24 protein-coding genes and 1 pseudogene are annotated in these 15,614 nt (G+C 37.6%); 14 read left to right on the top strand and 11 right to left on the bottom strand.

The window, feature by feature from the left end; genetic code table 11:
• Window positions 1–119: 119 nt before the first annotated feature.
• The gene (gene yfkAB, locus HRJ06_RS12705) at window positions 120–1,238 is read right to left on the bottom strand and encodes a radical SAM/CxCxxxxC motif protein YfkAB (protein WP_197969948.1); all 1,119 of its coding nucleotides are present in this window, start codon (window positions 1,236–1,238) and stop codon (window positions 120–122) included.
• A 377-nt stretch (window positions 1,239–1,615) separates the two neighbouring features.
• Between yfkAB and HRJ06_RS12700 the strand changes: the two genes are divergently transcribed.
• Together HRJ06_RS12700 and HRJ06_RS12695 are read left to right on the top strand one after the other, a co-directional pair.
• Window positions 1,616–1,972 (top strand): cupin domain-containing protein, encoded by a 357-nt coding sequence (locus HRJ06_RS12700; protein ID WP_174733301.1) that lies wholly within the window; start codon window positions 1,616–1,618, stop codon window positions 1,970–1,972.
• A 92-nt stretch (window positions 1,973–2,064) separates the two neighbouring features.
• A complete protein-coding gene (locus tag HRJ06_RS12695; RefSeq protein ID WP_174733300.1) occupies window positions 2,065–2,793 on the top strand; it encodes a sulfite exporter TauE/SafE family protein in 729 nt (242 codons plus the stop codon).
• A 50-nt stretch (window positions 2,794–2,843) separates the two neighbouring features.
• Here the strand turns inward: HRJ06_RS12695 and HRJ06_RS12690 are convergent, their stop codons facing one another.
• Together HRJ06_RS12690 and HRJ06_RS12685 are read right to left on the bottom strand one after the other, a co-directional pair.
• The gene (locus HRJ06_RS12690; RefSeq protein WP_174733299.1) at window positions 2,844–3,107 is read right to left on the bottom strand and encodes a DUF3006 domain-containing protein; all 264 of its coding nucleotides are present in this window, start codon (window positions 3,105–3,107) and stop codon (window positions 2,844–2,846) included.
• A gap of 4 nt (window positions 3,108–3,111) precedes the next feature.
• Entirely contained in the window at window positions 3,112–4,368 is a 1,257-nt protein-coding gene (locus HRJ06_RS12685) for an MBL fold metallo-hydrolase (RefSeq protein WP_174733298.1), read from the bottom strand.
• A gap of 260 nt (window positions 4,369–4,628) precedes the next feature.
• Here HRJ06_RS12685 and HRJ06_RS12680 point away from each other — a divergent pair, with 260 nt between their 5' ends.
• The 5 genes from HRJ06_RS12680 (at window position 4,629) to HRJ06_RS12660 (ending at window position 7,763) form a co-directional block, all read left to right on the top strand.
• Complete coding sequence (locus HRJ06_RS12680) at window positions 4,629–4,985, top strand: nuclear transport factor 2 family protein (RefSeq protein ID WP_242035231.1); 357 nt, start codon at window positions 4,629–4,631, stop codon at window positions 4,983–4,985.
• 397 nt (window positions 4,986–5,382) lie between these two features.
• Window positions 5,383–6,492 carry an FtsZ/tubulin family protein gene (locus HRJ06_RS12675; RefSeq protein ID WP_174733296.1) on the top strand — a complete coding sequence of 370 codons (1,110 nt, stop codon included), beginning with the start codon at window positions 5,383–5,385 and terminating at the stop codon, window positions 6,490–6,492.
• 157 nt (window positions 6,493–6,649) lie between these two features.
• Window positions 6,650–6,874: a hypothetical protein gene (locus HRJ06_RS12670; protein ID WP_174733295.1), complete on the top strand. Its 225-nt coding sequence runs from the start codon at window positions 6,650–6,652 to the stop codon at window positions 6,872–6,874.
• 195 nt (window positions 6,875–7,069) lie between these two features.
• Window positions 7,070–7,273, top strand: a complete 204-nt coding sequence (locus HRJ06_RS12665; protein ID WP_174733294.1) for a hypothetical protein — start codon at window positions 7,070–7,072, stop codon at window positions 7,271–7,273.
• A 142-nt stretch (window positions 7,274–7,415) separates the two neighbouring features.
• Complete coding sequence (locus tag HRJ06_RS12660; protein WP_174733293.1) at window positions 7,416–7,763, top strand: hypothetical protein; 348 nt, start codon at window positions 7,416–7,418, stop codon at window positions 7,761–7,763.
• Between the two features lie 141 nt (window positions 7,764–7,904).
• On the opposite strand, the gene HRJ06_RS12655 is transcribed toward HRJ06_RS12660, so the two are convergent.
• The 4 genes from HRJ06_RS12655 to HRJ06_RS12640 all read right to left on the bottom strand — a co-directional run bounded on the left by HRJ06_RS12655 (window position 7,905) and on the right by HRJ06_RS12640 (window position 9,333).
• Entirely contained in the window at window positions 7,905–8,060 is a 156-nt protein-coding gene (locus tag HRJ06_RS12655) for a YjcZ family sporulation protein (protein ID WP_174733292.1), read from the bottom strand.
• Between the two features lie 38 nt (window positions 8,061–8,098).
• On the bottom strand, window positions 8,099–8,194 hold the full coding sequence (locus HRJ06_RS12650) for a YjcZ family sporulation protein (protein WP_174733291.1): 96 nt from the start codon (window positions 8,192–8,194) through the stop codon (window positions 8,099–8,101).
• 279 nt (window positions 8,195–8,473) lie between these two features.
• Window positions 8,474–8,710 (bottom strand): hypothetical protein, encoded by a 237-nt coding sequence (locus HRJ06_RS12645; RefSeq protein ID WP_174733290.1) that lies wholly within the window; start codon window positions 8,708–8,710, stop codon window positions 8,474–8,476.
• 83 nt (window positions 8,711–8,793) lie between these two features.
• On the bottom strand, window positions 8,794–9,333 hold the full coding sequence (locus HRJ06_RS12640) for a DUF2179 domain-containing protein (RefSeq protein WP_174733289.1): 540 nt from the start codon (window positions 9,331–9,333) through the stop codon (window positions 8,794–8,796).
• A 330-nt stretch (window positions 9,334–9,663) separates the two neighbouring features.
• Between HRJ06_RS12640 and HRJ06_RS12635 the strand changes: the two genes are divergently transcribed.
• Window positions 9,664–9,960, top strand: coding sequence for an antibiotic biosynthesis monooxygenase family protein (locus tag HRJ06_RS12635; protein WP_174733288.1), 297 nt, complete (start codon window positions 9,664–9,666; stop codon window positions 9,958–9,960).
• A gap of 109 nt (window positions 9,961–10,069) precedes the next feature.
• On the opposite strand, the gene HRJ06_RS12630 is transcribed toward HRJ06_RS12635, so the two are convergent.
• Complete coding sequence (locus HRJ06_RS12630; RefSeq protein ID WP_174733287.1) at window positions 10,070–10,525, bottom strand: hypothetical protein; 456 nt, start codon at window positions 10,523–10,525, stop codon at window positions 10,070–10,072.
• Between the two features lie 505 nt (window positions 10,526–11,030).
• Here HRJ06_RS12630 and HRJ06_RS12625 point away from each other — a divergent pair.
• From HRJ06_RS12625 to HRJ06_RS12605, 5 genes are all read left to right on the top strand, one after another.
• Window positions 11,031–11,537: a GNAT family N-acetyltransferase gene (locus HRJ06_RS12625; protein ID WP_174733286.1), complete on the top strand. Its 507-nt coding sequence runs from the start codon at window positions 11,031–11,033 to the stop codon at window positions 11,535–11,537.
• A 45-nt stretch (window positions 11,538–11,582) separates the two neighbouring features.
• On the top strand, window positions 11,583–11,972 hold the full coding sequence (locus HRJ06_RS12620; protein WP_174733285.1) for a group-specific protein: 390 nt from the start codon (window positions 11,583–11,585) through the stop codon (window positions 11,970–11,972).
• A 13-nt stretch (window positions 11,973–11,985) separates the two neighbouring features.
• Window positions 11,986–12,255 carry a hypothetical protein gene (locus tag HRJ06_RS12615; RefSeq protein WP_174733284.1) on the top strand — a complete coding sequence of 90 codons (270 nt, stop codon included), beginning with the start codon at window positions 11,986–11,988 and terminating at the stop codon, window positions 12,253–12,255.
• A 131-nt stretch (window positions 12,256–12,386) separates the two neighbouring features.
• Window positions 12,387–12,839: a hypothetical protein gene (locus HRJ06_RS12610; RefSeq protein ID WP_174733283.1), complete on the top strand. Its 453-nt coding sequence runs from the start codon at window positions 12,387–12,389 to the stop codon at window positions 12,837–12,839.
• Window positions 12,840–12,878: 39 nt separating this feature from the next.
• The gene (locus HRJ06_RS12605; protein WP_174733282.1) at window positions 12,879–13,415 is read left to right on the top strand and encodes a GNAT family N-acetyltransferase; all 537 of its coding nucleotides are present in this window, start codon (window positions 12,879–12,881) and stop codon (window positions 13,413–13,415) included.
• Window positions 13,416–13,470: 55 nt separating this feature from the next.
• On the opposite strand, the gene HRJ06_RS12600 is transcribed toward HRJ06_RS12605, so the two are convergent.
• Together HRJ06_RS12600 and HRJ06_RS12595 are read right to left on the bottom strand one after the other, a co-directional pair.
• Window positions 13,471–13,656, bottom strand: coding sequence for an aspartyl-phosphate phosphatase Spo0E family protein (locus tag HRJ06_RS12600; protein WP_174733281.1), 186 nt, complete (start codon window positions 13,654–13,656; stop codon window positions 13,471–13,473).
• A 253-nt stretch (window positions 13,657–13,909) separates the two neighbouring features.
• Window positions 13,910–14,077: a hypothetical protein gene (locus HRJ06_RS12595; protein ID WP_174733280.1), complete on the bottom strand. Its 168-nt coding sequence runs from the start codon at window positions 14,075–14,077 to the stop codon at window positions 13,910–13,912.
• A 710-nt stretch (window positions 14,078–14,787) separates the two neighbouring features.
• Here HRJ06_RS12595 and HRJ06_RS23745 point away from each other — a divergent pair.
• Window positions 14,788–14,895 (top strand): annotated as a pseudogene (locus HRJ06_RS23745) (transposase); the annotation flags it as partial.
• 263 nt (window positions 14,896–15,158) lie between these two features.
• Here HRJ06_RS23745 and HRJ06_RS12590 read toward each other — a convergent pair.
• Window positions 15,159–15,341, bottom strand: a complete 183-nt coding sequence (locus HRJ06_RS12590) for a helix-turn-helix domain-containing protein (protein WP_174733279.1) — start codon at window positions 15,339–15,341, stop codon at window positions 15,159–15,161.
• Between the last annotated feature and the right edge of the window lie 273 nt (window positions 15,342–15,614).

Here is a 15,614-nt window from a genome sequence, read left to right as displayed (position 1 = left end):
ATATAAACTTTCTTAAGCAACTGGTATTCCATATTATGGATGGTGCCTGTCACCTGGTATAATTTAGGTGTTTATGTGCTTTATTCTATATAATATTGTAAGCGGGATTTCCTGCTGTTTTAATATTTGCTAATATTGTTTTTGCGTTTACTAAAATCAATATTTTGATAATAACTGTCTTTAACTAAAATATTGGGGCCTAGGCAAGAAACTGCTGGGCAATGACAGTTTAATTCTTTGGCTATCTCTGAAGCTTGCCACTTTTGGTAGGCATCTTGCAGATTTGAAGTTTGAATATTCCCAAGCGGCGGGGTATCCCCAAAATCGGTCACAATTATTTCGCCGTTAAATATATTAACATTTAACCGGGAACGGCCATCAGGATCATTTCGAACAGTTACATTTTTGCTATTATAAATGCGTTTTAAAAGATCTAACTCCTCAGGGGAACTACTGCATGCATAGAAAGGCAGGGTACCAAATAACATCCAGACATTTTCATTGCGAATAGTAAGTAAATAGTTAATGGCTTGCCTGATTTCTTCGAGGGATAATACCTCAAGATTGCTTGCGAAGTCACTTGGATACATAGGATGGATCTCATGCCGCTGACAAAGCATTTCATTTATAATCTGCTTATGAATTTTATCTAAGTAAGGCAACGTCCGTTTGTTAAGCATGGTTTCCGCAGATACCATTACTCCGGACTTAACTAGTTCACGGCTGTTTTCTATCATTTTGTCAAAATACTTCGCCCGCTGCTTATAATCTGGCTTTTTGTCCATACGGGCAAATCCGCCCTCAACAAAGTCATCAATTGTTCCCCAGTTGTGTGAGATATGCAAGACATCTAAGTAAGGCATTATCATCTCATAACGACCAAGATCGAGTGTTAAATTCGAATTAATTTGAGTTCGGACACCGCGTTCATGAGCATACCTTAAAATCGGGACCAAATAATTTTTTACAGATGATAGAGAAAGCATTGGTTCTCCGCCGGTGATGCTTAGTGAACGAAGCGTCGGAATTTCTTCAAGCCTATGTAACAGCAACTCTAGTGGAAGTGCTTCAGGATCCTTTGGTCGAAGAGTGTATCCTACTGCACAATGCTCACAGCGCATATTACAAAGCGTGGTGGTGGTTAATTCGATATTCGTAAGCTGAGGCTTATTATATTGTTCAATATCGAGATAGGCTTCCCATGGGTCATATTGGGTGGTAATTTGTTTTAAAGACAAGATGTATTACTCCTTAAGATCATTTTAAAAAAACATACTTAATTATAGCTGAGTTCAGCATGATAAGTGAATTTATTTTAAAGATCAATGTTGGTTCTACATTGTTCTCTTTAGAGCGTAAGGGTGAGAGACTCCTCAAAAATTTTTCTCGTGCGTGCGTTACTTGAGGTTGGCAAATCAATGTCCTGTTGTGAAAGTGATTGAAGGGAGAGACCATGGAGGAGCAAGCGACGAAGGGAACTCGAACCGCTCGCTTGAAAGTCGGTCTACTTTAATGAATATCAACAACCAAGTCCAACAGTGCAAGGATAAATAATAAAGGAAAATTCATGATTCTATAGAAACATAATATAGATCAAAATGCTTTGGAGGTAGTAATGGAGTTATATCAATTCAATGAAAAACTTGGGAAAAAGATTACAAGATATAATTCGAATTTTAGCATGTCTCGGATTATGCAAACGGAAAAGAAAACACATATAGGGTACATGTATTTAGAAGAAAGCAGTTTGATCGGATACCACCAGGCTCCGATACCTCAACTTCTATTAATAACTACTGGAGAAGGGTATGATCGAGGTGAAGGGGAAGAGTGCTTTAAGGTTAAGGCAGGTGATGCGGTATTCTGGGGAAAAGACCAATGGCATGAAACGAAAACAGACTCAGGCTTAACGGCTCTTGTGATCGAAAGTGAAGAATTAAATCCAGAATCATTCATGCCATTAAAGAAATAATGTTTCAAAGGAGAGAACTATTGGAAGGTGTTTCAGCTGGCGATTGGGATCTCATAGAGAGAATACCAGTTTTATAAAAAGGAGATTCCGTATTGGAGACTGAGTTAATTTTTATAGGCATTATATTAGTGGCTTCGGTCCTGCAAACTAGTACTGGATTTGGATTTTCAATTATGGCAACACCTTTTCTGCTGCTGTTATTTGAGGCGTATGATGCTATTCAAATAAATATCATTTTATCTCTAGTGATCTCAGCATCACTCATTTTAAAGATAAAAAAGGATATTGATTTTATATTGTTAAAAAGATTTACTATCGGAAGTTTAGTTGGTGTGCCTTTTGGCATTTTAATCTTTATTACTATTAATATTGACATGTTTAAATTTGCTGTAAGTATTCTTCTGTTATTGTTAACGGGTTTGCTGCTATTCAATGTAAAGTTAAAGCCGACACCTTTCAGGGACATTACAGCTGGAGGAATTTCCGGACTTTTAACCACAAGCATTGGCATGCCAGGACCTCCGTTACTGCTCTATTTTACAGGGACAGATACGGAGAAAGGACGACTGCGAGCAACCACTTTAGCATTTTATTTGTTTATTTATTTTATTAGTTTATTAACTCAAATCATTTTTACTGGAACAAACAAATTAGTGTGGGAATCAAGTTTTTATGCTATTCCCACTTTATTTCTCGGATTATTCATTGGTCAAATTTTGTTTAAACAGCTTAATCAGAAAATCTTTAAAATTATGATATATATCCTTTTGAGTTTCACAGGAATCTATCTTCTTCTTGAGAGTTTAGGATGGCTAGAGTGAAAAAAGGCAGTTGTATTCGTCGAGAGAATCCAACTGCTTTTTTTCAGGATTTATTTCTTCTTAAATTTGCTTCCATTGCTCTTAGAACGAAGCTTTGACATCAACTTATCTGTTTTGTTCTGTTCAGTACCAGTCGCGTGTTCATCTAATTTAATAAAGGTAATCTGATCATTCTGGATAGTGAGGTTAAAGTATGACTTTTCGGCACTTCCTTCAGGCAATTCTTCTTTTGGTATTATAAACTCTTTTTTTATGTCTTCGACTAGTATCACTGCAAATTTATTATCTTCAATTCTGTCTAGATAACCTTTCATGTGTTTAGCCTCCAATGCAAGCGAGTCCTTGCGATTTAATATCTTCAATTCTTGCTGGACCAATTCCGTTTATTTTTGACAGATCATCAACTGAATTATAAGGTCTTAAGTTTATTAAATCTTCAGCTCGTGCCGGACCAATATGGACGATTTCTTGCACTTGCTTGAAGGTGGAAGAATTAACGTCAATGCAGTTTCCGGTAGGCATGACGGGTGGGCTGCTTGTAGCTTCCTTACTGGCAGTTGGTTCATTGCTGCTAGAAGGAGAGATGGTCCCGTCCTTATTAGTTAGTAAGGTATAGTCTTTGCCATTTGTTGAAACGATCACAGTGCCATGTACATCGGTTCCGTAAAGCTGAACACCAGCTGCTTGAACAAGATCGACAACTTCCTCATGAGGGTGGCCATAACTGTTTTCTGAACCAGCACTGTAAATCGCAGTGGATGGATTTACTTCACTTAGAAATCTTGTATGAGTTGATGTAGAGGAGCCGTGATGTCCCAGTTGAAGGATGTCCGCCTGTATATCAATTCCGTTCTGGAGCATGTTCAGTTCGTCAGTCTTGCTTGCATCACCAGTAAATAGGAATCTTGTATCTCCATAGGTTAATTTTAAAGAAATTGACTCTCCATTATCATTTTCCGATATAGTTTGTGGGTACAAAATTTCAATTGCCAGTGGGCCAACTTCGAACTCATCTCCCATTCTAGGTTCATAATAATCTGCTCCACTAGAATCGATTGCAGCTAAAAGTCTTTGAAATGTTTGCGAGTTGCTCGTATTACCTGACAGCCACACTTCACCAACGTCAAATGTGTTTAGCACTTTATCAAGCTGCCCAATGTGGTCTGCATCAGGGTGGGTGCCTATGACAATATCAATTTGTGAAACATTTTGCGCGTTAAGATAATTCACAACATCGTTTCTGTTCCAGTTACCTGCATCGATAAGAATGGTAAAGTCATCACCATCATGAGAATATTGGAGGAGGGTGGAATCGGCTTGCCCGACATCGATGAAATGTACGTTAAGTTCAGATAAGCTGCCAGAAACTTCATTAGAAGCACTAGCTTGATCCTCGTCTTTATTGGCTGGAGAATCGGCTTTTTTTGGTTCTTCAGATTTGGAGATGGTGTTTGCCTCTTCTATTTCAGTTGATTCAATTTTTTTATTTGTAGGTTCGGCAGACTCCTGTGCACATCCTGCCAAAAGGAAAAGCGTCAGGATCGTAAAAAGAGCTACAAAGTTACGTTTATTCATCAAATTCCCCATTTCTATTATAATTTTATCACAAACAACATTAGAAACATGGCAAAATTGTTATTCTTGTGTAGGGAATTGCCAATTTCCTGGGTGGTGCCTGTCACCTGGAATTGTCACCTGGAATTAACTGGAAGTAACTGAAAGTAACCTGGCAGATAGCTTTATGATAATGGAAGTTTCAGATAGGTGTGGGAAGAAGGATACCAGCGAGTTTTGAAGAATAAGGTGATAGAGGATATATGGGGGGAGAGAGTCTGTTGGAGCATTCAGCACTTGAGGCACATATTTTTAATCTTGAAATGAGATTGATGAGATACGTATACGAGGAAATGGAAGAGCTGCTTACGGAGGATTTCTTAGAATTCGGAAGCTCTGGCAGATCCTTCGATAAACAAATGGAGCTTAATGCAGTCAAAGCAATGAAGTCTGCTAATCATTCCATACAATACACGGTAACGGATTTTAAGATAAAAGTGTTATCAGCAGATATTGTTTTAGCAACTTATCAAACACTAAGACATATTGATGGGAACCGGTCGCTGCGAAGTTCGATATGGAAATTAAACCATGGCAGCTGGCAAATGACCTTCCATCAAGGAACTCCGAAAACATAAGGAGGTTAAGCTGGCTAACAAAAAGAGTTCACTGGAATATATAAGAATTAAAATGTGAAAAAATCAAACTAATTTGAGATTTGCTTTAACAAGGCATATTACAAGGATAAACGGGCCGAATTGATTATCCCAAGTGTAGGTTTGGAAAAGATTAGTTATGTGAGCGATGAGGGGATCTACTTCCAATCAGGCCGAATCCGAGTTCTATTTAGATCCAAACTTCCCACCAGAAATGACAAATAGCGTATAAATAACACTCGTCCATAGGACGGGTGTTTATTTGGTAATTCTCTGGGTGGTGCCTGTCACCTGGAGTGTCACCCTTGTCCTTTTTAGGGGGATTACGTCTAATTCTGGATTTGGTGAGTATTATTTAATAAGATAAGGAGGGATTTAGGTGAAACCGATCGGAATCTTGGGCGTGGGTCAGGCAGGTGGCAATATAGCGGAGATTGCGTCAACGCTGGGCTTTCAAACTGCACTTATCAATACGAACCAGCGTGATGGATTAGTCAATACAAAGGTGGATAAAAGATATTTTGTTCCTGGATACAATGGGGCGGGCCAGGACCGGAAAATAGGATTAAGAGCGGTACATGAAAATTACCGTGAAATTGTCGACTTTGTAAAGCAGTCCTTTAAAAATATTAGGCTGCTGTTGGTGGCTTTCTCAACGGATGGAGGAACTGGGTCAGGCATGAGCCCATTATTAATTGAGATTTTAATCGATCAGCTTCCTGGGCTGAATATAGGAGCCATTGCAATTGTACCAGAGCGGAATGTATTGGCAGGTAACAGGATTAACACGGCAGAGTGCGTTGAAGAGATATCTAAAATAGAGGCTATTTCTTCTGTTTTTTTAGTGGACAATGATCAGATGCGCAAGCTTAACCCTCAATCCAGCAAACAGCAGATCTATCTGGCGTCAAATCACAAAGTTATGGAAGCGATTAACAAAGTTTTGCAAGTAACACAAAAAAGCTCTTTGTATGGTAACTTTGATGAGATGGATCTTATGAATATCCTTAACACCCGAGGAGTCACAATTATTTCATCTGCAACAGTCACAGATGCAAAAACGACAGCAGATGTCTCAGCGAAAATCCATCAGTCATGGTCCAACTCGATCTTTTGTCCTGTTGAATCAACTGGAGTAATCCGAGCCGGCCAAATTTATCAAGGACCAGAAAATGTGACAAAGCTGATTAATGTACCATCCATTTTTGAACGTGTTGGAGAGCCTGTAGAATTATTTGAAGGAACTTACATCACAGAATCTGATCCTACTATAACCACGATCCTTGCTGGCCTATCTTTTCCATCCAGACGGCTGCAAACTCTTGAAGACACTCTTATTAAAAACAGAGACCGTTTACAAATGCTAGTCAACAAGGAACATACTCAAAAGTACGAGTCAAAAGTTTCCTGGGCATCCAGCCTAAAAGCCAAAGGACCCGTGAAGCAGACCCAATCAGTTGCATCGAAACTGTCCAAATATCAGAAATGAATGAGGGCTATTTCTGCAAACAGATCTATTAGATGGGCCGAACGAGGCCTTTTTTTTATGTAATTAATCCAGAACTTTAGCATTTTCCTTTGAAAATGTTCAATCTTCAAGCTAATCAATTTAATTTTCTGCTAAAATTGATATAAGAGGTGATCAGATGAAAATGATAATTGGAACAACAGTGGGCTTCTATATCCTTAACTTTTGGATTTTACCAGTAGTTTACCAAATTTTATTCCCGTGGGGTGGAGCAGCTGAAACTCACTTACATCCGATTTATATGGGCATGATTTTACTTAGTGGACTCATGGTTTACTGCACCAAGCTTATTCTGGCTGAAGTAAAAGAATTAAAGGAACAGAAGGAAACAAAGGATAGTTAATCCTGAAGGTGTGTTATAGGTTAATTCTTGTATTTATCAAGTAAAAGAATAGTTTACTAGACACATGTCAGATTTCCTATATAGAATGGGTACTTCTATAAACAAGAAAACTTGAACTCGCCCCCACTGAAATTAGCAATTGGACGTGCTTTTTAACAATTTTCTAAGGAGTTAACTAAAAAAAGGGGAATAGACATGATTATACAATCAAATATGTCACCAGAAGGTATTGTTAAAGTTTGGAAAGCTACGGCATATATTTTCATAAAGTTTAAAATCCCAATAAATAAACAATCATTAGAAAAATTGGTTAAAGACCAAACTCTTTTAAGTTTACTTTTAATTGAATTAAACTCTAGGGTTGGCAGTTCAGCAAAAACCTGTATAGACGGCGGATGACAATGGTCAAATAAACAGGGGTAGGTTACTCCTGCAAAAATAATCTTAAATAAATAGCTGTCATCAGTTTAAATAGTGGCTGTTTATAATGAGTAAAAATAAAATTATTTGCAAAACGAATGAATGACCAAGGGGACCATAAATGAAAAAGATAATGTGTATTACGTTTCTAGCGATTTCGTTATTTCTTATCGGGTGCTCAGCTGAGGACGATTCAGAGAGCGAACCTGCTCAGGAAGAGATTGAAACGAAAATAGTGGGATACGGTGACGAAGAATATGAGCAAATGAAGGTCGGCATGTCGATCGAAGAAATCGATCAAATTATTGGATTTGAAGGAGATCTTCTTGGAGAAACAACAGAGAACGGAGTCACATATGAGACCTATCAATGGAAACTTAATAAAGATGCAACCATTGGCGCTGATTTTGAAAATGGAAAATTGGTACTGAAAGGGGGCTGGAACCCAAGAGATAAGTGGAGGCAATAAGGGGGCAGAGACTGATACAACAAATTTTATAAGATATTTTAAAAGAAACAATATCTTTGTATTAGCAGTTTAAAATTCATGGCAATAATCTTTGAAAAGATATGCCCCAAAAGAATTGGGACATATCTATTTTTTTATCCTTTAGCAAATTGCTGCTCCAACGATGATGAGAAGGATAAATAAAACGACGATTAGCACAAAAGGGCTTACTCCTACTGGTGCAGCTGCAACTGGTGCTGTATATCCACAGCCGCCGCCGCATATGCCGCCACCGAATCCACCGAATCCGTAACCCATAATAACACCTCCTTCTTACTAATCGTTTCAAAAGGTGTTTAGTATCCTGGTGTTGCAAATCCTCCAGCACCAGCTACGATGAGAAGGATAAATAACACGACAATCAAGGCAAAGCCTCCGGCAAATCCACCCATTACACAAACACCTCCAATAAAACGATGTAATGTAGTATATGAGTGCAGGAATAATGTGTAAGGGACAATTGCACATTTCTTTTTTGAGAAAGTTCTGTGCACGCATCCCATCAGGTGCATTTTTATTAGTAAAGGGTACCAATTAGAAGTTGGAAAAATTAAAAGGAGGGGAGTACTTAACAAATCAAGGAAACCCTAAGTGATAGTGACAGGGGTTTCAAAGTAAGTGGAAATTCACTCTGCAAGGGGATAAATGGGGTTGGGGTACCATTGTGTTTGTCATGTGTATCTTTTTTTAGCAATAGTATAAATAAGCGCCGAAAAGATCCCGATAGCAGTTAGAATCAATAGTGTCAGTAATGTATTGTTTGCAATTTTTATTGAAACCTCCTGACCTCTGTTGAGTGTTCGCCACACAATTTTGTTATCATCATTTCTATTTACTTGCATGCCAACAAGCAATCCAATTAAAAGATCAGGTATAAAAATTATGTAAATTAAAGTTGTACTTTCCATAAAACACCTCCGTTAATTATTTTGTTAAAGAATAATCATTTATATACCAAGATTCAGAACAAAAAAGAGTGTCCCATAGATTACTAGACCTTTGGGACACTCTTTTTATTTTTCTTCATAGCTTTCGTAATGTATCCGCCTTTAAAGTTACGAGGTTCATAGGATACGATAAAAGCACTAGGTTCATAGTTACTAACAATTTGAATAAATTCAGGTTCACGATCACGTCTAGCCGTACAGTCTAGGCGATACCTGCGTGCGTTATTCATTCCTTCGACTTCGGATGTGGAAACACTGAACCCTTCATTCCTCAAGTGAGTAATCAATTCTTCGTTCTTATTCATAATATTTACTTCGATCGACACAAAGCCAATTGCCAGCTTTTGTTCAATAATTTGACCTATATATACCCCTACACCAAAACCAAGCGCATAGGCAGCCATATTTAAGTAATTCGATAAATCACTAAAGACAATCCCAAGGGCTACAACGTAAATGACTCCTTCGAGCATTCCCATAGCAGCAGCTTTTTCCTTCATTCCCTTGACCATCATTATTGTCCTCATAGTTAAAACTGGAACAAATAAAAGTTGGGCAATGAAAATGATAAGTGCTTGTAGCATCTTCTCACCTTCTTCCTAAAATGTTTAACTTATCAAGTGTAACAGGATTTTAATTTGCATGCCAGTTATTTATTGTTTTCAACCTATTCCATGGTTCCAGATGATATTTGTATGGAGAAACAATTGAATCTATTGAAAAAAAGAAACGACGGTAAATTGGTCTATATGCTCCAATAAACCAATGGTAAAATTACAGAAGTATTTAAAAGAAGGAATCTGTTTCAAGAAGGAGAATAATGAAGGTATTATAGGTAGAGGTGAGTAATGAGAAACAGACGTACCAACAAGAAGATCGGGATGAATAAACATTAAAAGAAGGGGGGAGATCCGATGATTTTGGAGGCGGTTATGCTTCAGGTAAAGCAAGGTAAAGAAAAGGACTATGAGGAAGCATTTAGAGGGGCTTCCTATATTATTGCTTCAAGGAAAGGGTACATCTCGCATGAACTTCAACGATGTATGGAAGTGGAGGGAAAATACCTTTTATTGGTGAGGTGGGAAACGTTACAAGATCATACAGTTGGTTTTAGGCAATCAAAAGAGTATCAAGAATGGAAAAAGCTTTTACATCACTTTTATGATCCATTCCCAATTGTTGAGCATTTTGAGAGTATTAATTTTTCATAATTATTAAGACTTTAAAACTAAGATTCATTGTTAAGCAGAAAGCCAAAAGGATGCGATTTGAAAGGCTTTAGAAGTTTAAGCTCATTATTTACAGTCAGACAGTCGTGTTTTAATACTGTCTGCCTTTTTCTTGCCTTGCAGCGGAGGTTGGTTCATTTCTAGTTTTGAAAATATCTTGAATAATTTCGATATGAACTGCTGCCCACGCTTTTTCTCGAAAATGAATTATGACACTAATGAAAAGGGTGAGTATATATAAAATACTAAAGAAAATCCAAAGTGAACGTCCTTCCTGAAAAAGAAATTCTTGCAATTGTTTTGAAAATAGAAAGAAAAACCAAGGTACCGTGGTAACGAAAATTGGTACGATTCCTGAACCGTTTTTTTCCTTTACCATTCGATAATAAATTAACCTTAATGTGTTTGTTTCAATGGATTTGTAAAAGGATTGAATTTTTGCTATCTCGCTCAATTCCTTAGTCTGTTTTAATGAATCGTCCTTGTTTTCCATACGTTTAAGTTTGAGATAGAACTTATGGGCATCCCCGCGAAACGACACTAACATCACCTGTTCTTTAAAATTTTCAACGAAACATTTTAGCGTCTACTAAAAAGTAGTACAGCCAGCATATTATTCCCAGTAACCAGGATCTAATTCTAATTAACTAACATATAAACGTCATCAATAAAAAAAGGCTGGTACGGAGACCAACCTCATTAAATAATTCACTGCTCTGCTGTTGATCTGAACCAGAAAGCGAAATTCCCATGGTGCGTAAAGATTTTTTTACTAAATTTAAATAGGATTCTGTCTGTGTTTGTCATTGGATTTTCGCTATAATAAACCGTTTCAGCTCGGCACTTGCGTTTCGTACCCCTACAATGGATTGACATTGCTCACTACTTACAGTCTCTGGGCTGACCATACTGCTGTTACGCGATGATCAAACAGTTAGTTCTTTTAAGCTGGCCTGTTAGGGTAGTTCCTTTAATGAGGAAAAATATGTTAATATGGTCAAGAAATCTAAATATTTGTTAATTTAATGAGTCTAAATTTGGGGTGACATTTGATGGATGCTGTAAAAATTGAACAGATATTTTCTATTGAGGAAAAGCTTGATGGACTCTCGGAACTTTTAAAGCTGGTAGTCGAAGAAGGTGCGTCAGTCGGATTTTTGCCGCCCATTTCACAAGCAGATGCAGCAGACTATTGGCAAACCGTACTTACTCCTGAAGTGGTTTTATTAGTGGCTAATATAAATAACCAAATAACTGGAACAGTACAGTTACAGCTATCTGGCAAACAGAATGGAAGCCATAGAGCTGAGATTGCAAAATTAATGACACATCAAAATTACCGCCGTAATGGAATCGGCCGTTTACTTATTCAAAAGGCTGAGGAAATAGCAAAACAAAAGAATCGGACATTAATCGTTTTGGATACAAGAGAAGGGGACCCATCTAATAAGCTGTATACCTCATTAGGATATATACAAGCAGGGCTAATTCCTAACTATGCAAAGTCAGCGGATGGCGAATTGGCTGCAACGATCTTTTATTATAAAAAGTTGGATTAGAGCGATCCAACTCTTGAAGTCTACAAAAATAGCAGGAGTGGTAAAATGAAGTTTTATATAGCTTCGAGCTTTCAAAACAAAGAAGAAGTTAGATATGTAAGTGGAAAGCTAGTGAATAAAGGCTTTATTCATACATACGATTGGACCCAAAACGACAGAGCATCGACAATGGAAGAATTAGAAACCACAGGGCTTGAAGAAAAAAACGCTGTAATGGAAGCTGACTTTATCATCATTCTCCTGCCAGCAGGGAAGGGCAGTCACATAGAGCTAGGAATTGCACTCGGTCAAAGCAAAAAGGTCTTTCTGTATTCACCAAACGAGGAAGTGTATAATTTCAAAACCACAAGCACTTTTTATCATTTACCTGAAGTTGAAATATCCATCGGTTCACTTGATGAGTTAGTAGAAGTTATAACTAAAAATTGTTTGTGAGGAGGTTACTACAGTGAAAGAGAAAACGGCCAAATTATCATTAACAGGCGCGATGATTATTTTGAGCTTAGCGATCCTTTTTTCCGCCTTTCAGATTTCTAATGCAATAAGGGACACCGCACCTAACAGATCTGATGGCGAGCAGAACAGGTATGAATTTATCTCACCGAACGATAGTAATATAATTATCTTTGACAAACAAACCGGAGAGATTTGGAGAAAGTTTGTTGAGACGAATGAAGGGCCCACAGACTGGGAGAAACAACCGAGTCCTATCAATTAAGCTGGATTTGAAGTTTGGCTGCTTTTTTGGCAGCTTTTTACAGTTGCATCGCTAGTCGAGTTAAATCCAAATAATTTAGATTTGAAACTTATTCCGTTTAAAACCGTCTAGTCTAAAAAGGAGGAGATTATATGATAAAGCTTATACGCACGGCTTTAATCTTATTTGTTTTTGGACTTATCGCGTTTGGGGTATTTGGCCTTTTTAATTCGTCCAAACCACCTTCTCCGACTATAACGGTTGGGGCAACACATATACCTTCAGCTCAGGGTACCTACTGTTGGAGTGGTTTTATCAACTCAATATGTGAAGATATGATTTCTCCGCCTGGGATTATTGCTCATCATGATCTTAAGCCTGTTGTCGTTTCTCCTGAAGCACAATTAAAAATTGATTATAAGAACAAACCTAAAAAAGACACATTGGGAGCAAATATTTGGTTGAGTAATGAGAAAGCAGAGCCCGTAAAGCTATCCGGAAATACGTTGGCAGCCCCCCGCAAAAAAGGTGTTTATATATACGATATTCATGCCATTTGGGAAAAAGGGGATTCAAGTCACGCCTTTATAATCGAAGTTAGGTAGGGACTTAAAATGTCGAACTTCAACATAAAGGAGAAAAACATGATTGAATTAAGAAATTTTGAACAAGCAGATTTCCAGCAACTAATCAATTGGGTTGATTCTCCAGAATTCCTGCTTCAATGGGCAGGGCCTAGTTTTCGTTTCCCTTTGAATGAGCAGCAATTAGAGAAATACCTGCTAGAGGCAAATCAGGAACACTCTAGAACTCTAGCTTTCAGCGTAATTCTTGAAGCAACTGGGGAATTAATCGGGCATATCTCATTAGGCAGTATTGAAAGAGAAAACAAATCGGCAAGAGTCGGACGTGTACTAATCGGCGATAAAAATGTCAGGGGAAAAGGAATAGGTCAACAAATGATGACAGAAATACTCAAAATTGCATTTAATGATCTCAAGCTACATAGAGTCAGTCTTGGTGTATTTGATTTTAACCATTCAGCAATTGCCTGCTATGAAAAAATAGGATTCAAAAAAGAAGGATTACTCAGGGAATCCCGAAAAATCGGCGACCAATATTGGAGCTTATGGGAAATGAGTATTTTAGACTATGAATGGGAAGCAATTCATAATAAATAGTTGCCTTAATCAATTCATTTACTAGCCAGCCTGTTCCATGACCATTCATAAGTACTTAGAGTTGAATACAAAAGGTATTTTCTGTTTTTTGAAGTTTGAAAATTAACTTATCGAGTTCCTCGCTATATCTAATTGTTTCTGGATGACATAACCCCTTCTGTTTACCTGTATAAATCATTTTCTTTCTTAATTTATCAATTTTTAGAGTTAATTCACTAGTATGATTAGAATTTGGTTTCATATCTGTAACGACTCCTGTTCTGGACTTAATTAGTAAAAATTACTTTTCTTATTTACCAAAAGCTGAGAGGTAATAAACCGATTCGACAATAGTTCTGAAAACTAGATCGAATTCGACAATGAAAGAAAAGTTTAAGAAGACTCTGCTTACCAGGAGTGGGGGACAGGCAAAAGCTAAACACAAAAACACCCAACAAAAAAGCGTCAGGTGTTTTTTGCGGATTATTAGCATTTTCTGGTGTAAGTTTAAAGTATTATTTATCCCATAACCTCTGGGGATTAAGCGGAACAATATCAAGTCCATTTATTTGTTTATGAATGATTGGGTTTTGGAAGGGATCGTCATTTCTAATATCGTCATTATAATAGCGTGCTCGGACATCAACGCCTAAAATACTTTTAATTTTGTTGGGGTAGCTCATAATTACCATCTCCTTTATTAATTACTTTAGATTATTATCTTTCTCAGACATTAAAAAAATTCAATAAAATTTTGTTGAGAAGCGTATCGGTGATCAGGAGGTAGAAGAAGTACCGCTATGGCTGTTTTTAGAGGTGTTTTTAGATTGGAAGTATTATATTTCTACTCTTTTTATAAAAAACGATAAGTTCCGCGTTAAACGTGCATACCAACTATTCAGACTAGCTTTAATAATGATAAACAAAAAGCCTTATGGTGATTCATAAGGCTTCAGACTGCAGACAAACTCAAAGTATTTGAAGTTGCCTACGGTCTTTTTTATTTTAAAATTGGCTAGATAACCAGTGTGGTTAGATTTCCACTCCGGGTGGACGCTTTCCGCGGGCGGGGCCGAGCCGCTTCCCTCGCTACGCTCAGTCCAGGGTCTCGACTTTCCCGTTTTTCCCGCAGGAGTCGCCCCCCTCCGCTCCAAACCACTTTATTAGACTTAATCACTAATAACTTCCTAGAGATGACCAAAAATCAGCTTAATGAACATGAACAATTAGAAATGCTCGCTGTTGATCAATACTTCCACACGAGCACTTAGTTTGTAAGTGAGTCCAGTGTGTTCTAAGACATCTTCTACCATATTGATCGAATTATGGATAAGGGTTTGTTGGCTGCTGACCCATGTAAATGTAAGTGCATATGAAAATTGATGGTATGTGATGGACAACCTTACGAGGTCTTAAAAAATTTGTCCATGCAGACGATGCTTACTTTTTTGCTGCAATGAATTTGAAGAAACTAGCAACTTGTACATGGCAAGGTGCTTGACGGGCACTCTAAATAGCTTATAGCACAGGTGTGGAGTCAAAACATTAAGAGCAAACCTGCTTTTTGGAGCAAAGCGTGCTTGACTCCTGGGCACTCACCGCTCCCCGGAAAGCAAGCGCCAAGAGCGGAAAGCGGTCTTTTTTCCACCATTCCAACAAAAAATGACAAAGGCAGCGAGAAGCTTTTTCTCGCTGCCTTTGTCGACAATTTTAAAGCATTATGGTGATTCATAAGGCTTCTTGATCGTCTAATTCCGAGGTAATTTAAATTCTTTCTCCTTTTTTTAACTTTTCAATGAATTCACTTAAATCCTCTTTTTTCACACGCCAGTGCCGTCCTATTTTAAAAGCAGGAATTTTCCCTTCCTGAACCAATTTATATGTGCTCATCTCACTTAGCTGGAGATATTCAGCAACCTGGGAAACGGTCATTATTTCTTTTTCCATTTTCAGCCCTCCAAAAGCAAAGTTTAACATACCTTTTATCATACTATAACTAGGACATAAATACTCGGTTATTATAAATAGATATACTCAGTTATGAATGGTTATATTGAAATTTAAAGTATTTATAAAAAGTAGAAAACGGAAGCATGAGATAGAAATCTGGAGATTTGGTATAGTTGTTTGCGTTTTCATTGGGTTTTCGTGATCAGACGATCTATGGTATGATTCGTCTTGTTAAATATCGGACCTGGCTTTCGTGAGAGTCGAAAGTCG

It is taken from the genome of Mesobacillus harenae, assembly GCF_013343715.1.
Taxonomy (GTDB): domain Bacteria; phylum Bacillota; class Bacilli; order Bacillales; family Cytobacillaceae; genus Mesobacillus_A; species Mesobacillus_A harenae.
Note: the sequence above shows the minus strand (reverse complement) of the source record. Positions and strands in the feature narration are given on the sequence as shown.

Bases quoted from the DNA above. Each gene is read 5' to 3' on its own strand.
- HRJ06_RS12700 (WP_174733301.1), top strand. From the start codon at position 1,616: ATGGAGTTATATCAATTCAATGAAAAACTTGGGAAAAAGATTACAAGA.
- HRJ06_RS12690 (WP_174733299.1), bottom strand. From the start codon at position 3,107: ATGAAAGGTTATCTAGACAGAATTGAAGATAATAAATTTGCAGTGATA.
- HRJ06_RS12685 (WP_174733298.1), bottom strand. From the start codon at position 4,368: ATGAATAAACGTAACTTTGTAGCTCTTTTTACGATCCTGACGCTTTTC.
- HRJ06_RS12670 (WP_174733295.1), top strand. From the start codon at position 6,650: ATGAAAATGATAATTGGAACAACAGTGGGCTTCTATATCCTTAACTTT.
- HRJ06_RS12665 (WP_174733294.1), top strand. From the start codon at position 7,070: ATGATTATACAATCAAATATGTCACCAGAAGGTATTGTTAAAGTTTGG.
- HRJ06_RS12660 (WP_174733293.1), top strand. From the start codon at position 7,416: ATGAAAAAGATAATGTGTATTACGTTTCTAGCGATTTCGTTATTTCTT.
- HRJ06_RS12655 (WP_174733292.1), bottom strand. From the start codon at position 8,060: ATGGGTTACGGATTCGGTGGATTCGGTGGCGGCATATGCGGCGGCGGC.
- HRJ06_RS12650 (WP_174733291.1), bottom strand. From the start codon at position 8,194: ATGGGTGGATTTGCCGGAGGCTTTGCCTTGATTGTCGTGTTATTTATC.
- HRJ06_RS12645 (WP_174733290.1), bottom strand. From the start codon at position 8,710: ATGGAAAGTACAACTTTAATTTACATAATTTTTATACCTGATCTTTTA.
- HRJ06_RS12640 (WP_174733289.1), bottom strand. From the start codon at position 9,333: ATGCTACAAGCACTTATCATTTTCATTGCCCAACTTTTATTTGTTCCA.
- HRJ06_RS12635 (WP_174733288.1), top strand. From the start codon at position 9,664: ATGATTTTGGAGGCGGTTATGCTTCAGGTAAAGCAAGGTAAAGAAAAG.
- HRJ06_RS12630 (WP_174733287.1), bottom strand. From the start codon at position 10,525: ATGTTAGTGTCGTTTCGCGGGGATGCCCATAAGTTCTATCTCAAACTT.
- HRJ06_RS12625 (WP_174733286.1), top strand. From the start codon at position 11,031: ATGGATGCTGTAAAAATTGAACAGATATTTTCTATTGAGGAAAAGCTT.
- HRJ06_RS12620 (WP_174733285.1), top strand. From the start codon at position 11,583: ATGAAGTTTTATATAGCTTCGAGCTTTCAAAACAAAGAAGAAGTTAGA.
- HRJ06_RS12610 (WP_174733283.1), top strand. From the start codon at position 12,387: ATGATAAAGCTTATACGCACGGCTTTAATCTTATTTGTTTTTGGACTT.
- HRJ06_RS12605 (WP_174733282.1), top strand. From the start codon at position 12,879: ATGATTGAATTAAGAAATTTTGAACAAGCAGATTTCCAGCAACTAATC.
- HRJ06_RS12600 (WP_174733281.1), bottom strand. From the start codon at position 13,656: ATGAAACCAAATTCTAATCATACTAGTGAATTAACTCTAAAAATTGAT.
- HRJ06_RS12595 (WP_174733280.1), bottom strand. From the start codon at position 14,077: ATGAGCTACCCCAACAAAATTAAAAGTATTTTAGGCGTTGATGTCCGA.
- HRJ06_RS12590 (WP_174733279.1), bottom strand. From the start codon at position 15,341: ATGGAAAAAGAAATAATGACCGTTTCCCAGGTTGCTGAATATCTCCAG.